Origin of the sequence: Sphingobacterium gobiense (assembly GCF_002980575.1) — a bacterium.
GTDB lineage: Bacteria > Bacteroidota > Bacteroidia > Sphingobacteriales > Sphingobacteriaceae > Sphingobacterium > Sphingobacterium gobiense.
Window position 1 is genome coordinate 1415465 of the sequence record NZ_PVBS01000002.1, and the last position, 16048, is coordinate 1431512.

The window sequence follows — 16048 nt, forward strand, 5'->3', positions numbered from 1 at the left end:
TAGGTGAAAATGGAAGCAAATACTAAAACTATTCACATTTCAAAGAAAGAAAAAAATGCGCTGGTATTACGAATAATACTTATATGGTTCTTCATGTATTTTCCATTTATAAACTTTGTTGAAGATTACCTTTTGCTTTCAAAACCGATTGGAGTGGCATTTTTTATTTTGTTGCTGATTATTACTTATGCAATTGTATCGTTATTTCTGCTTATTTCGAGATTGTTTTCTAGCTGGGTAATTAAAATTTCGCCGGAAGGGGTTAAGGTAAAGTTTTTTTTGGGGACACATTTCTTTAGCTATCCTGAAATTAAGAGTGTAACTCTGTCCTATCCGAGCGCGAGACGTCGAGCGTTGCAATTTACTCTATCAAAAAAAGCGGATTTATCAGGAATCTTTAAGCCGATAAGAAAGCTGTGTATTAAGAAAGACGGAAACGGGAATCCCTATATACTGCTAGGTTTGACTGGTCTTGATGTAGATGCCGAATCTTTGATGAATTTAATAGTTTCCTCCTTGCAGAATAGTGAATCATCGATTGATAATAATATTTGAAAAAATAAACCGATTTTAAGTTTTTTTGACATTTCGAGCAATGTGGAAGAGCGGTCAAAGAATGAACTGTTTAAGTGAAAAGGAGGTTATAGTGATGCTTATGGTGGTGTATGGACAAAAGAAATTGATCAAGTATACTTGAAAAGCACTTTACTGGAAAGGAAGTAATTAGAAACCGATATTCCGCTTATTTCTCCTATTGAATCCTTCCACTTTCACTTTCTAATGCTGATTTTCTCGTACGCTGAGAGCTTGGTTGACCTTTACTAAATTTATAGCTGAAACTTAATCTGACCTGTCTGGACTCAAAATATCCATAATTACTCGATTGAAATCCAGGAAAACTTTGGTTGCTCCTGCTCTGGTTTCCTTTATATATGTCATTTACGGCTATCCTCAGCGACGCTTTATCACCTAATAATGCTTTTTGGAGTCCGACATCTACTTGACTAATCGCCCTACTGAAAATATTTGCTCCGCTTAACCTTTTTGAATTATAGGAAGCCGAGATCTCGCCTTTCATTTTAAATGGTAATCGAAAGGATTGTAAAAGACTTAATCGACCAGCAAATTGTTGTAAGCTTAGATTCCTGTATTCATCGAATGACACATCATTTTGGATATAATATAGCAGACCGTTGAATGAAAGGTCCCACCATGATTTTGGTGAAAAATTCTGCGTCAGAGCTAATGACCAATGCTTTTGATTGCCAACATTTCTGTTGACCATAACTATTTTTTCTGTCTCGAGCGTGTCGGTCACTTTGGCATTAAACTGATCGGAGTAAGCAAAGTTAAAAGTAACGACAGTTGAATTACTGCGAGAATACAATAATGTGAGACGATGGGTCAGTTCTGGATTTAGAAAAGGATTTCCTTGCCAAAACGACAGTTCATCAAGCATATATATAAATGGATTCAAGTCTTGATAAGCGGGTCGTTCAATTCTTTTTGCGTAAGACAAAGATAGGTTTTGATTCTCTCCGGGCGTCGTAGTTATAGAGAAAAATGGAAAAAGATTAGTGAAATTTCTCTTTATTTGATTGTCTCTGTCCTGACCATCTTCCTTATAGAATAAAAGTCCCTCTGAATCGGCAATCTCCAATCGTAAGCCCGCCTGAAAAGACCACTTATTGATTGCACGCCTGTAATCCAAGTAGGCACTTGAAATCCTTTCGTCAAACTGGAAGTCATTTGACCGGCGGTTGTCCAGACTATCCACAGTCGGAATAACATGAAAAAATCTAGCGTCATTGGCAGAACCAACTTGGGAATATTTGGCCCCAGCTTCGAAAGTTCCCTCCCATAGTTTTGCTGAATAGTCTATCTTGATTCCCTTCATATCAATGTCAATTCTGTTCAGGGTACGATATAGGTTGTCCTGGGTTATTTGTCCGTGTGCATCTCTATATGTATTGGATTGGAGGTTTTTGTTCCATTTGTCAAATAATCCATAATCAGCATCAATATTTAAAATGTGTCCGAGCGTGTCTTCATATCTATAATTTAGGTTAAAGTTATACCGACTGGTACCCTGTCCGTAATAATCGTTCACGGCATCCAAAGTTTCTTCAATGGAAGGGGAGGACAGTGTACTGATCTCCGTTCGGGTGTCAGTGATGCCTCCGCCAAAAATAAAGTTGCCATTTGCAAGAAAACCAATCGCGTTTTTATCGTTAAGTAAATAGTCTATGCCAAATCGAGCTGACATTTTTTGTCTCTTATCAACATCGTCGGTGTGGCTGTTATAGGATCTCCCATTCTGCGATCTGTTAGAGCCGTAAAGATAATTGTAGTTTCCAAGTGTATGGTTATAGCTCCCAAACACATTCAATTTATCCACGCTATAGTTCACAGCCATATTTTGTAGCTGTTTAGGGCTAATACCGTACGCTACGGTACTTGTTACATTTCCATTTAAGCCTTTAATTTGGTTTTTCTTTGTTTTGATGTTTATAATACCAGCCGAACCCGATGCGTCGAACTTTGCCGTGGGACTATTGATGACCTCAATGGATTTGAGGTCATTAGACGAAAGAGACTTAAGCAAATCGGTAAGTTCCCTGCCGGAAAGATATGTTTGTCTTCCGTCTAACAATACCTGAACACCTCCTTTGCCGTTCAGTGTAATTGTGCTTTCGTTTTCGACATATACACCGGGGGCCCGTTTCAGCGCTTCCAAGGCGGAAACATCCTGTTCTCCGATCGAGTTTTCCACGTTATAGGTTATCGTGCCGCCATTGACTTCGATAAGGTTTGGCTTTGCTGTAACTTCTACCGCTGTTAGTACGTTGTCCAGTTCTAATAGCTGAATTGTGCCGAGGTCATTTTTTTGTGTCTCCCTTATCAAACTTTGATATTCTTTATATCCTAAATGCTGTACCTTTATTGTAGGGTCGTCGATGATTTTATTGTACCTTAAGATGAACGAACCCATACTATCTGTTACAGCGGTTGAAACGAGCTTCTGTTCTTTATCATTTAGAATGACGGTGGCAGAACCAATTGGTTGCAAATCCTTATTGACTATCTTTCCGGTAAGTTCGTAGCTAAACTCTTGGCTAAAAGCAACTGCCCATAGGAAAGAGCAAAATGCGATCGATATAGATCGGGATAAAATTTTACTTGAGATCATCTTTAACTTTCTCCAACAGTATTCGCTTATTTTGCAATGTCATCATATTAGGGGGGATATAATCTTAAAATCTATTCTATTCGTATATTAAATATTTTTCACGGATGTCTTCCTCACTCATGCCGGAGATTACTTGTTTTTCTAATAAGGGACCTCCAGCCAATTTATCGAAAACTACAATTTCTTTGCTTTGCTTGTTATCAAAAAATATTTCTTTATTGGGAACCTTGCTGTAGGTCTCTATTAACCATGAAAGATTTATTTTCTTGGAATCTCTTATTCTCTTCAACAGAATGATTTTCTTGTTTTCATAATAAATACATTATAAATAAGCTATCGATGTTCCAAGATGGATCTATTAAGTTTATAGATGGTCAAGAGCTCCGTATTCAGAACTGACATAGACTATTCTCAATTATAATGTAAGGATATGAATAAAAAACTGAATACGCAATAAAACGCAAAAACTATCTGAAAATAGAGATTTTTGACGCTTAGGATTCTTTAGGGTATATCTAACTACATTTTATCAAGCGTGAATGCATGTTTTTGTGATAAATCTTGCATAAAGATGCATTGAGGTCAACGTTTGATTCTATAAATATTTAGCAGCTGAAATTATATCTAAATTCTTTTTGAGGGATGCTACCGATATTTCCTTATGTTCCTGAATAAATATGTTTACTGGAGAATGGGTGTCTCTGTAGCTGATATAGCTTTCTTAAGCTAGCTATAGCACTGCCGGAAGGATGATTCCACTGTTTTCTATATTCATAAAACCTACGTGGAGATAAAAACGTTTAGTGCAATTAGATTAGTGGAGTGATGTTATCAATAAAAAATTTATTTCGTTTATTTCGTTTATTTTTGTAGTGAAAACAGAAAGACGATAGATATGGAAACCTTAGATAGAATTAATCGACCTTCAAAAGCAGAGCAGAAAGTTGCAATGCAATCATACGATTCATTGGCAGCTGTTATTGAACAGCTAAGTGCAGAAAAGACTGAAATAGAAATAGAAGAGACCAAAGATAAAATAGTGGTGCCTTTACGTGCGCTTAAGCTATTTGGTGGCATACTGAAAGCTATGTCAGAGGGTAAGCCTATTTCAATTGTGCCACTTGCTACGGAGGTGACTACGCAAAAAGCTGCTGAAATGCTTGGCTGCTCCCGCCCTCATCTGGTTAAGCTACTTGAAGAGGGGAAGATTCAGTATACAAAAGTAGGAAAGCACCGCAGAATAGTTTTCGAAGACGTGGTGGAATACAAAAAGCAGATGAAAGCTGAGCAGAAAAACCACTTGATCGATATGATAAATCTTGACGAAGATCTTGGGCTGTATGATCCATAGTGTAAGATTTACGGCTGTACTGGATACTAATGTAATCTATCCGGTAATTATACTAAAGAAATAAGTAACCAGTGTTATTACAATTTTTATAACAATACTCGAATATTAAAGTACAAGTCTTTATAGTCTATAAAATCTTCATATGCTATTCCTAAAGAAATTCTATTTATTGAGGATTTGTAATTGAAATTAAAAGATTTTAATATTTCTCCCTTGTAATTCAGTTGGTTATCAAATAGTGAAGCTGTCAATGAGGTGCTGAAATTAGGTTTTGAAAACCATTTGTAGCCATATAGATGTCCTCCAATTTTATTATAATTATGAGCAATATAATCTAACCCGATGCCGACCCCGATATTTTTTTTGAGGTTTAAGCCATATTTAATTTGGTGATTTTCGAATTTGCTTTTTATTTCATCAATATTGAGTATCCTATTCTGATAGTTGTAAGCCATAAAATCAGAAAGATTTGCGTTTTGGTAGAATATGTTCCATTTACTGATTTGGAAGTTCAGATGATGGAATCCATCGTTGTCAAAGTTATATTGTAAGACAGTACTTCCGTTTATTTTTGTTTTGCCAATGTATCCTGCGGAATAAGACGAATAAAATCCTAGAGGTAATTTAGTAGCACCGCTATATCCGAGGTCCAAAGAATTTGATACATAACACATATTTGCCATTCCTCCTGAATTGTAACAGCCTTTTTTAGGTAAATCGTCTTGAAATGACGAATATATTTTTTGTAGATTTAATGTGTCTGCGAGATTTTTTATTAACTCTAAAACTACAATTGCTTCTGGAATGGAGTCTTGAGCATCTGGAGTCCAATAGCTTTTGAACCAATAATTCTTCCTGTCTGTATGTTCAATGATGTAGGTTATTCCATCGAACCCTCGCTTCCAGTTCGCTATAATGTTATCCGACTGCAAGTCTAAAATTCGCGAACTTTGGACGACGTTATAGATATTTTCTGCTTGTTTTTGTGAGAGGATTATTTTATCGGATAATATCTCCGATTTATTTCTGTTTGCTTTTTTAGTATGGTAAATGTAATTTGTTATAGCTCCGTTATATTTCGTGCTATCTTTTGAAATTTCAATGACTTGTCCGTGATCTCTAAATCTAAAATTAAATTCATCTGTAGACTTTTCAAAATCCTTTAGTTCTAAAGCCTTCTGAAGCTCAATATTTTTTTTGTACAAAAACGCTGTATCACCTTTTATTTCTTTCATTTGGCAAAACGTAGTCTGAAGCGACAGTAAAAGCAGAGCTGTGATAATATATGCTTTAATCATAATTTTAGCAAGTGGTGATATTACAGCATTTAAAATTCTGGTCGTATATATATGTTCTACATTCATAATCAGTTAGTCGTTAAACAAATATATTAAATTTTGTATCCGCCAACAAATAGTTATATTACCGATCCTAACGTGTCCAATTTAATTTGTAGACGTACATGTGCCACTCTAAGATAATTTTTTAAAATGATAATGCCATCCGACAAAGAATATAAAGTGACCAAACAGATAATGCTTGGTAGGGCAACCATCAACCCTGACTTTATTGAACTTGCTAACTTTATTGACCAAACATTTGACGTTAAGACCGTCAATATCTTTTATGACACCATTGACAAAGGAAAAAGACCACGGCTGAACATTTGCTTTGAATTTGAACGAGAAAAGCAAATCTTCAACGAGAAAGGCGGACATGTCAACCTTGACAGCGAAAAACAGAAAATTATAGCAGATAAGTTTAGTCAGACGTTAAAAGAGCAGAAAATTATAAGGCGAAAAGGACTTTTTGATGTTTTTACAAAATCCAAAAAAGAAAAATTTAGACCAGACAACGTTTGCGTTTATTATAGTGCCTTCGAACCAATAGCAAGAATTGAAGCGAATGAAAATGTTCCCAAAGAAAAAATCGCTCAATTAAAAAAAGGACTTAACAGCAAAGACCTTTGGGAAATATCAAGGTGTTTTTCAGGGACAACATTTTTCCTTTACACAGACCATCAGATGAAACAATTTGAAAATAGTGATGTAAGAAAATTGTGGGCTGACAAATACTTTGACCTTTTGGAACCATATAATGAATTCGGTTATCTCAAACGCGAAAAATTCAACATTAATCTTGACAGCAAGGAAAATTTCGACAATAATTACGAGAGCAATTGGTATTATTACTATAAATAACCGCAGACAACCGGACGCAATATCTGGCCGCTATGCAATATTGTTACCAAATGCTGGAAGATATTTCGGATAGGTCTCGATGTTCCGCTTCTGGACGACGGCACCCTGCGGCCTAGCTTAAGAAAGAAAGGCTTCCTCCCGCTCAATGATAGTATCTATATACATGCTTCGCAGATAAAATATGTCGATTTTGAAAAGCTTCAAATAGAAATCGATGACAATCTAGATCGGAATATGCGAAGAAATCTAAGAGGTGATGATGTTATTGAAAAGCTGCAACACTGCCGAAATAATGATTCCGCTATTTTCCATATTGACAAAGCTTTTGCAGAGGAGATCAGAGTTATAATTGAGCGATAGAACTGCAGTAGCGTAGCGTTTTGCACCTACTTTACAAACGAACATGTTCGATTTTTTTATTATAAAATGCTATATTTGAATCAATAACAATTATAACATGCTCCCATATTTATTATGACCAATAAGAAACTATCAAAACCACCCAAGCAAAACGATGAATTGCTCAAAGGAGCGTTTGAAGAAAATTTTGCTGATTTTCTAAGATTTCTCTATCCCAACGCCGACCATATATTTGATTTCTCCAAGAGCATACAGTTTATGGACAAAGAGCTGCTGGCGATCGTGCCGGACAGAGAGCGGAAGAAAGGTAAACGAGTAGCCGATCTCCTGGCAAAGGTCTTTCTAAAAGACGGTACAGAAAAATATATCCTGCTCAATACGGAGATAGAGGGTGGCAATGATGTTAAATTTGCAGAGCGCATCTACCAATATAATTATAGAATCAGAGATCGATATGATATTCCCGTAGCCACTATTGCAGTCTATACGGGAAGTCATAATCAACCGAAACCTTCTGAATACATCGATGTGGTATTGGATACCTCCGTGTATTTCCGGTATCGTGCTTACCATATCTTTGACCACAGCGAGGACGAATTATTAGCTATGGACAATATCTTTGCCTTCCTTGTGGTGGCATGCCAAAAAGCATTACTGGAGGGAAAGATACCGGATGAGGAATTAGGTGAAGATAGGTTAACCATCGCCAAAACCTTGTTGTGTCATGACTACGAGCATGACCGTATTAAGAATTTTCTTATTTTTCTCAAAAATTTTCTGTATATTAATGATGCAGAAATAAATCGTATATTTGATGAACAGATTATACAATTGACAGGAGGTACAATCGATATGGGTGTTATAGAAGTAGTAAAAAAACAGGAAAGGGAACAAGGGCGTTTGGAAGAACGTGCCAAAACGGCAAAGCTATTACGTGAAGAGCGTGCTAAAGCTGAGGCTGAGAAAAGAGAGTCCGCAATCAAAATGTTGCAGAACGGATTTGATGTGAAGCTGATTTCTGATATACTTGGGTTGTCTATTGAGGAAATCGAGAATTTGAAATAGGCTCTTAACAAGAATATATAGCACAGGCGCTTCCTTTATCAGAAAGCGCCTGTTTTAATTTACAACCTGAACTACAATCTTACAGGACGTTTTAGCCATCCAAGTGATTAACAATAATATATCCGATCTCGACCAGAACCTCGAAGCCGAAGCATAAGTAAAAAGCCTTAGCTTAATTAGTAGCTAAGGCTTCTTTTTCCTGTACCAGCAGATCTTGTCAGATTTGCGTATTGATCTTGGGTTTAATCGCCGGTGAATCTTTTAATGCAAAAAGACTACGCTTAATAGCGTTGATTAGTGTTTTCTGTATACTATAGTAGGAGAGACCCTGCGCTTGCTCAATTAACTTTTTTAAAGATACTTTGCGGTCAAACGCAAATTTTCTTTCTCTAGGTCTCCGTCATATAAATAAAAACGGTGTGAGAAGCCTAATGAGAACATCAGTAAAGGTGTGTGTAATACTTTTTGTGATCATTATAATTCTTTGAGTAAATTTTTTGGATCGAAGCAGCGAATTAGTATATCTGTTCTGGGGAAAAGTAATGCTTTAACTCTTTTTCGAACCTTTTGATAATCAGGATTGATAATTATAATTTCCCTGATCATTTTACTTTGTGTAAATGTGCCATTTAGTAAAAGGCATAGTTCTGCATCCAATGGATCGAGGGAAAGACCGTATAGAAGAATAGTATTTGCCTCGGACAAGAACTTATATGTTGCGCAGTGATTATAACCTAAGGTGTCATTTTCGGCATCGCTGCGGTAGTTTTCCATGGAGGTTTCTGAGGGGAGGTAGATGTGTTCGTGCTGCTCGATGCTACCGTGAATATGAAATACTTTACTACTGTCAATATTGGAATATTTTTCTTTAACCCAGCGGTCAGCTGCATCATCAATTACCGTGTCCCAATTTGCAGATACAAAGCCAAATAAACTATCACGATGTCCAAGGACGAAATTATTTAAAATTGACTCGAATTCCTCTCTAGGCTTGAGCGTACCATTTTGTTGTGCATTTTTTAACGAAAGACATACAATTTCCTTCATGGCGTTAATCATATCTCGTTCTTCATTTAATTGAGCCATGCCTTTAGGCGATTTGGAGTACAGTCTTAACGCACAGATGGATTTGGCGAATAGAAAGTTGGCAGTATCCGAATCCGTTTCCGCCCCATTTATCGGCCTAAAGCAACTAAGAACAGGTTCCCATGCATTTTGAACTGCTCCGGCTCCAATAAGTATGGCTATTTTATTTTGTTGAATTTTCAAATCTGAAAGTGATTAGCTATTGATAACTATAGCGGTTTCAAAAAGTCTCCGTCTTTTGTTATTTTTTCACTTTTTATGGCATAATTAATAGATTCTAATATTGATCTTCGCATATCCTCCGTTACTCTCGAATAACCGAAGATTTTGGCTATTAAAGGAACCGCATTTTCGGGTTGTATTGCTATCGAATTCTCTACGACTTTAGCAATAGCAAGATTCATTTCTTCGGGGGCAATGTAAATTAGTTTTCGTGAATTAGGGGTCAGAAAGCTTCTATCGCGAATAGTGGCAGTATCATTTTCGGGATACCATAAGAAGTCGTCTTTTCTAATGACTAATCCATTATCGACAGCATATGCGGTTGCATTCGTGATTGTTGCACGAATACGGCTACCAATTTTTGAAACTCCGTTTGCATCCGCTATTCTCCTTGCCATTTCTTCAAAATGTACAGGGCTCTCGATTTTTACTACTTCAGCTATCCAATTTCCAAGTATTCCATAAGAGTAGGTGTGGAGTTCCTGAAAGGAAACTTCCGAAGGAAGGGTAGATACTACATATTTTTCGTAAGACTCAGTTTGCTCGACTTTATCCTCACGAATCAAACTTTTTAAATCTTCCATTAATTCTTCTTCAACAGCATCATTATGTTCGGTCTGCATCCTTGCCTTTTCAATTGCTTCTATAAGCAATTGTAATTCTCCTTTTGGATTTCTAAACCAATCTGTGCTCCAAACATGGAATAGATTCCAACCCATGCTTTCAAGAACGGTGCTGCGCAACCTGTCACGATCCCTGGCAGACTTAGCATTATGATATGACCTACCATCACAATTTATTCCGAGCAAATACCTTCCGGGATGGTCGGTATCTACAACAGCTAAGTCTATATAGAATCCCGCCGACCCCACTTTTTCCCGTACCGTGTAACCTTGTTCCCGAAGTCCTTCCGCTACGATTTCTTCAAATGGTTGCGGTATGTATTCCATTTCTTCTTTGTCGCTCTCAAATTTTCCATGCTGTGCATAATATAGAAAGCTTTTTAATGCCCGTATCCCAAATTTTGCGTTTGGTCCGGGATTCATATCTGCAGCAGTTATATTGGTAAATACCTCACAACGGCTTTTTGCCCTCGTAATCAAAACATTCAATCTTCGCTCGCCACCTTCATTATTTAATGGTCCGAAACTCATCGGTACTTTTCCGTCTTCCGTCCTGCCATAACCAATACTGATAAAAATGACATCTCTCTCATCTCCCTGAACATTTTCGAGATTTTTGACGAAAAACGGTTCATTAGGATGACTTCTAAAGAAACTTTCTACATCCGGGTTTTTTCTACGGCGTATTTCAAGTGCATTTTGTATCGCCTGCATTTGCGCGGAGCTGAAAGCGACAACGCCAAGACTTAATTTTGGGGTGTGTATTGCATGATGCATAACCGCATCTGCAACTTTATCAGCCTCTTTAGGATTCGTACGGGTTTTCCCCTTATCATAAAAAGTATCAGGTAAATGATTGAAGGCTAATCCCATTCTATTTTTTGATCCTGGGCTTGGGAAAATAATCAGCTTGTTTTCGTAAAACTCCTGATTTGACAAACTTATCAAGGATTCATGCCTGCTGCGATAATGCCAACGGAGCATACGCTGCGGCGCGCTTTGGGCATCGCACATGCCGAGAATACTTTGCATATCTGCCGTTACGTTTTCTTCATCTTCTGTTTCGGTATTCAACCTATCGAAGAAACTTGTAGGTGGCATCTGTTTCGTGTCCCCGACAACGACTAATTGTTTCCCACGGAGTATCGCACCAAGAGCATCTACAGGGCGAACCTGGCTGGCCTCATCGAATATTACCAAGTCAAAATCGATGCTATCAGGAGGTAGGAAATTTGCAATAGACATCGGACTCATCATAATCACCGGTTTGATTGCCTGAATGGCAAGACCGGCTTCCTGCATTAGCTTTCTTATAGGCATGTGCCTTGCCCTACGATTGAATTCACTTTTAAGTACATTTATCTGGCCACCGCCGTCTTGTCTAGGCACAGCTTCCCAATGTTTGAGCGCCACCTTAGCGATGTTGTAATATTGATTCAGGATATCGAGCCTCTTGAACTTTTCGATGATGTCTTCGTGATTAGAGCGTTCAAATTTTCGTAGATCGGGACTATTTAGCATGGCCTGCTCAATTAGTGACTCGTACCATGATTTTTGTATAGCTGTCTTTAAGTGTGTTGATGCGTCAGGCCAGTTTGCCACAACGGTAATCAAATAACCTGCACCTTCCTTTTCTATATTTTCCTTAAGGACGTTCCATGATACTGCTTTGTGAATGTCAGGTAGATCGGCCGTCCAACGTTCTACCATATTTTTCTGTTCCTGAAAGCTATTTTCCTGAATTCCGCTATCATTTAAATCAAGGTGTACCAGCACGTTTCTTAGAGCCTCACCTTGAGTGTGTAGCACAGATTTTAAATCATTTGCGTATTGAGCTGCCAATTCTGGTTTCTCATTTTTTTCTAAATAATTAAGAATCGGTGCAAGGATTTCTCCTTTTTGAACGGCGGCATGTACAGACTGCAGATATTCGAATGCGTTTTGAACAGCATTCCAATCGGTGCGTTTTTTTTGCCAATAGTTCCCAAACAATCTTGTCGCTAATGGTTCGAGCGAAGATAGGGTAGCACTAAGACGCTTTCCTTCCATCATGGCATTCACATATTCTATCTTCGTTTCAAGTTCGGCAGGCGCGGTTGTGTTTAACAATCCTTTTAATTGTTTTACCGCTTTTTTATAATCGCCGATAAGGAACTTATACCACTTTTTACCATGTGCAATAAGGTTTTGGCGTATTTCCAGTACGTTATGTTCCCATGCTTCAGGAATGAACACCGAATCAAACTTCAGGTGTAAATCCCTGAGACGGATCCCGGTGTCAATAACTTCGGCAATATCCGCCTTGTTGTCTAGCCATGCCGTATCTGTAATTGCCATCGACTGTACGCCCGGATTATTTGCAGCCGTTGCTACGGTTGCTATCAATTCAGCGATTGTTTGTTTATCGGTAGGGGTATCGACATTAAAAGCTTCCGAGACTGTAGCAATAAGATTGATAAGTTTCTTGGTGTTTTTACTTGCTTCGGTAAGTAATTCTTGTGCGACTTCTTCATCTTGTGGTAAAAACACCTTCAGCCCCGTACCATAAAACAGTAGCTTTTCTGGTTCTCCAATTTTTGACAACCGTGCCTGAATCTGCTCAGCAAGAATTTCTATACCCTTCAAGTATGGGAAATCCCATGATCCAATGTCATCAACAGGAATCCTTGGAAATTTATAATTGTTACTCTCTTTATTTATCTTTAAAAGGTGCCCCATCACTTCCTGTGCAGAATGTCCGCTTTGAGCGATGACCTTATTTACTTCATTGCAGTACGCATTTAATTCGTCTATTACCGGCTTAAGGAATCGTATCTCTTCTTCCAACCGGGTGGCCGTGGGCTTGCCTAGCTCCAAAATTCTCTTTAACTCCGTATGGAGTTCACGTTTGTTTGCTTTATGGCTATGTAATTCGAGACAGGCTTCGCCGAGGTTAACGCTATCTAATCTTCGTTTCACAACTTCGAGAGCAGCCATTTTTTCAGCAACAAAAAGTACCTTTTTTCCATTACCTATAGCGTCAGCAATAAGATTTGTAATGGTTTGGGACTTTCCGGTGCCTGGAGGTCCCTGAATTACCATATTTCGTCCTTCATTTACAGCTAGCATTGCGAGTAGTTGTGAACTATCTGCATCCACAACCTGTAGAAGCTGATCAGCATTTGTTTCCTGATCAAGATGATGTTCCTCGCCGATTGAAGGTTGTTGCTCATTAAAGCCGCCATCGAAAAGCGATTGGAGAATAGGGTGGTCAAACGGTTTTTTGTCGTCTGGCCACTTCGAACTGTCCAGGTCATGATAAATCATAAACTTCCCGAATGAGAAAAAGCCAAGCTCTATGGCGTTTGTATCGACTTTCCAATTATCGATATGGTTAATCCTATCCTGTATGTCGGTAAAATAAGATTGAAGATTAAACTCTTCCTCTTCGGGCAGATCGGGAATGGTGATGTTAAAATCAACCATCATTTTTGCCTGAAGCGAGAGATTAGCACCAATTTCGGCTCCGGTGTACCTCAAACGAAAACGTTCATTAGCACTGGAACGCTCTAACGAAACCGGAATTAATAGGAGTGGGGCTTTGCGAGGATCTTCGGTATTTCCTTTCTCATACCAATTTAGCATGCCCAGTGCCAAATAGAGCATGTTGACACCTTGTTCTTCTATACTGGTCCTGGCAAAGTAATAGGTGTTTAGAATTTTCGTTTGCAGTTTCTGTTCTGTATCATCAGTTTGCAAGCGCGTATCGTTGTAAGCATCCTGTAATTCACTCTCCGTTATTTCAGGAAACAAAAATAATTCATCGTCATCTTCTTTGCCCGGTCGCGCCAAAAAAGTCATGGCCTTGTTTTGGGATACCAAGATATCATATACTGATAGAGATTGTTCCTGAACGATTGTTAAACCACGTGCTTTCGGCTTTTTGTAATTCAACAACGTATTTCGCATACCGAGATCAAGGAGTTCCTTTCTAGATGCCTCTATTTTGGGAAGTATATTTTCTGACATGATTAAAATTGTGTGACACTAAAATAGCTAAAAAAAATTAGAAAGAAGCTGAAAGTCAATCTATTTCTGTGATAGTGCTTTGGTGAAGCAACTTCTCAAAGAGCTTGGGGTTGTGATGTTAACCATGTACAATGAATTTTTATATATTTGCTTTGCTATGGCAATTCCACTTGTTTCTGTAGCACGGGAGGGTAAACTGTACTATTAGAACATGATACAGTTTTTGCAAGGTGATTTACTACAGGCTGACACTCAAGCGTTAGTCAACACTGTCAATACCGTAGGTGTGATGGGTAAGGGAATTGCACTGCAGTTTAAAAATCGTTTTCCTAAAAATTACCAGATTTATAAAGAAGCCTGTAAAAGGCAGGAGCTGAAAATTGGCCAAATGTTGGTCGTTAAAGATGGGGATTTACTCAATGAAAAATATATCATTAATTTTCCAACAAAAGAACATTGGAAATCTCCGTCTAAAATAGAATATATAGAGCAGGGACTTTCTGATTTAAAGGAAGTTATCAAACAATATAGTATAAAAAGCATTGCACTACCTCCTCTGGGCTGCGGTAATGGTGGTTTGGACTGGAATATCGTAAAACCGATGATCGTTGAATCTTTGGGAAATTTGGATGTTTTAATATCCGTCTACGAGCCTAATGCGGCAATAAAAAACTTCTTGCAAGCCGAGGAGATATCACAACAAAAAAAGTTGACTCCTGCGAAGGCAATGATACTTTATCTCATGTTTCATTATGAGGCAGTAGGTAACATCAGTAGTTTGTTTTCGGCAAATAAACTGGCCTATTTTCTTCAAGAGAGTGGCGAGAATTTACGGCTCAATTTCAAAGCATATCATTATGGTCCGTATGCTGTGCAATTAAATCACGTTTTGTACAGTATTAATGGCGTGTATCTAAAAGGACTGGAGCAAAATCAAGCTAAAGCTTTCGAACCATTGCTGCTTAATTATGATAGGTACAATGAAGTTGAATCTTTTGTTAAATCAAATTTAAGCATTTTACTGATGGATCGCTTACGATCGGTTTTGAAATTGGTTGAAGGCTTTGAATCAACATATGCATTGGAGTTACTTGCCTCGATAGACTTTTTGCGTAAACAAGAAAATGTATCGTCTCTAGAAGAGGTTAAAGCACGTATAGGAAGATGGAATCAACGTAAAGCCAATCTGTTTAAACTTGAACATATTGAATTGGCGTATGATCACCTTGAATCATTCGAGTCGTCAGCTTTTGTTCCATAAGTATAAGTATCAGTTCATCCGTATCGCGGTCTTGCAGCGTTTGATAATGCGATGGCGAACCTACCTTTTAAGTTTCGAGGTGAGAATTGACGATAGTATGTTAAAATACATACTTGACCAAAATTCAATGATTCTCCGTTTTAATGAGTCAAGCGGGCGGATAGATGGTATAATCTATCCCGAACCAGGAGAAAATTTTTATGTAAAATTCGATAAAATCAGTAAAAATAATATTACAATATAGTTTATTCTATCTATTGACTGGTATTGCCTGTTTGCCTTTCTTTCTAGAATACGAAGGGCTATACAAGATAGATCGCCGGGGTAAAGTACGAAATACAGGAATTTATTCTGAAGATACCTCGACTGATAGACAAGCTAAGTGAACTTTTCGTTCCGCTGCGCGAGCGTATTCTATGGGTGGATAAAAAGATTTCTTTTGAGGTACTTTAAATCTCAGCCAACACCGCTATTTCCGTACAAAAATAAGCAGTTACTTCAATGGAGGACCATTTTATTTAAATATAGGCCTTATTGGAAGATCAATTCCCTAATGTTGTAATGCGCCGTTTGTCGAATCTCCGAAAACGATGAGATCTTGCCACTCAACTCGATTAAAATCGAGAAATTTCTAACCGGATTGCTTTTTTGGTGTTTCTTTGCACTGATTAACAACAAGGA

The 16048-nt window shown here is 37.9% G+C and carries 10 protein-coding genes; 5 read left to right on the forward strand and 5 right to left on the reverse strand.

What is annotated here, in order from left to right; all coding sequences use genetic code 11:
- Positions 1-9: 9 nt before the first annotated feature.
- The gene (locus C5749_RS14720; RefSeq protein WP_105726897.1) at positions 10-555 is read left to right on the forward strand and encodes a hypothetical protein; all 546 of its coding nucleotides are present in this window, start codon (positions 10-12) and stop codon (positions 553-555) included.
- Between the two features lie 196 nt (positions 556-751).
- On the opposite strand, the gene C5749_RS14725 is transcribed toward C5749_RS14720, so the two are convergent.
- On the reverse strand, positions 752-3190 hold the full coding sequence (locus tag C5749_RS14725; protein WP_105726898.1) for an outer membrane beta-barrel protein: 2439 nt from the start codon (positions 3188-3190) through the stop codon (positions 752-754).
- Positions 3191-3266: 76 nt separating this feature from the next.
- Positions 3267-3479, reverse strand: a complete 213-nt coding sequence (locus C5749_RS14730) for a hypothetical protein (RefSeq protein ID WP_105726899.1) — start codon at positions 3477-3479, stop codon at positions 3267-3269.
- A 606-nt stretch (positions 3480-4085) separates the two neighbouring features.
- Between C5749_RS14730 and C5749_RS14735 the strand changes: the two genes are divergently transcribed.
- Entirely contained in the window at positions 4086-4541 is a 456-nt protein-coding gene (locus C5749_RS14735) for a helix-turn-helix domain-containing protein (protein ID WP_105726900.1), read from the forward strand.
- Between the two features lie 86 nt (positions 4542-4627).
- Here C5749_RS14735 and C5749_RS14740 read toward each other — a convergent pair whose 3' ends face one another.
- Complete coding sequence (locus tag C5749_RS14740) at positions 4628-5905, reverse strand: hypothetical protein (RefSeq protein WP_105726901.1); 1278 nt, start codon at positions 5903-5905, stop codon at positions 4628-4630.
- Positions 5906-6031: 126 nt separating this feature from the next.
- Between C5749_RS14740 and C5749_RS14745 the strand changes: the two genes are divergently transcribed.
- Positions 6032-6742, forward strand: a complete 711-nt coding sequence (locus C5749_RS14745) for a hypothetical protein (protein WP_105726902.1) — start codon at positions 6032-6034, stop codon at positions 6740-6742.
- Between the two features lie 474 nt (positions 6743-7216).
- A complete protein-coding gene (locus tag C5749_RS14750; protein ID WP_105726903.1) occupies positions 7217-8167 on the forward strand; it encodes an RpnC/YadD family protein in 951 nt (316 codons plus the stop codon).
- A gap of 474 nt (positions 8168-8641) precedes the next feature.
- On the opposite strand, the gene C5749_RS14755 is transcribed toward C5749_RS14750, so the two are convergent.
- Both C5749_RS14755 and C5749_RS14760 read right to left on the reverse strand, forming a co-directional pair.
- Positions 8642-9436 carry an SIR2 family protein gene (locus C5749_RS14755; RefSeq protein ID WP_105726904.1) on the reverse strand — a complete coding sequence of 265 codons (795 nt, stop codon included), beginning with the start codon at positions 9434-9436 and terminating at the stop codon, positions 8642-8644.
- 26 nt (positions 9437-9462) lie between these two features.
- Positions 9463-14106, reverse strand: a complete 4644-nt coding sequence (locus tag C5749_RS14760) for a DUF3320 domain-containing protein (RefSeq protein WP_105726905.1) — start codon at positions 14104-14106, stop codon at positions 9463-9465.
- Between the two features lie 211 nt (positions 14107-14317).
- Between C5749_RS14760 and darG the strand changes: the two genes are divergently transcribed.
- Positions 14318-15367 carry a type II toxin-antitoxin system antitoxin DNA ADP-ribosyl glycohydrolase DarG gene (darG, locus tag C5749_RS14765; RefSeq protein WP_105726906.1) on the forward strand — a complete coding sequence of 350 codons (1050 nt, stop codon included), beginning with the start codon at positions 14318-14320 and terminating at the stop codon, positions 15365-15367.
- Positions 15368-16048: the final 681 nt, after the last annotated feature.

Coding starts and splice junctions, on each gene's coding strand:
- C5749_RS14720 (WP_105726897.1), top strand. CDS start 10: ATGGAAGCAAATACTAAAACTATTCACATTTCAAAGAAAGAAAAAAAT.
- C5749_RS14725 (WP_105726898.1), bottom strand. CDS start 3,190: ATGATCTCAAGTAAAATTTTATCCCGATCTATATCGATCGCATTTTGC.
- C5749_RS14735 (WP_105726900.1), top strand. CDS start 4,086: ATGGAAACCTTAGATAGAATTAATCGACCTTCAAAAGCAGAGCAGAAA.
- C5749_RS14740 (WP_105726901.1), bottom strand. CDS start 5,905: ATGAATGTAGAACATATATATACGACCAGAATTTTAAATGCTGTAATA.
- C5749_RS14745 (WP_105726902.1), top strand. CDS start 6,032: ATGATAATGCCATCCGACAAAGAATATAAAGTGACCAAACAGATAATG.
- C5749_RS14750 (WP_105726903.1), top strand. CDS start 7,217: ATGACCAATAAGAAACTATCAAAACCACCCAAGCAAAACGATGAATTG.
- C5749_RS14760 (WP_105726905.1), bottom strand. CDS start 14,106: ATGTCAGAAAATATACTTCCCAAAATAGAGGCATCTAGAAAGGAACTC.
- darG (WP_105726906.1), top strand. CDS start 14,318: ATGATACAGTTTTTGCAAGGTGATTTACTACAGGCTGACACTCAAGCG.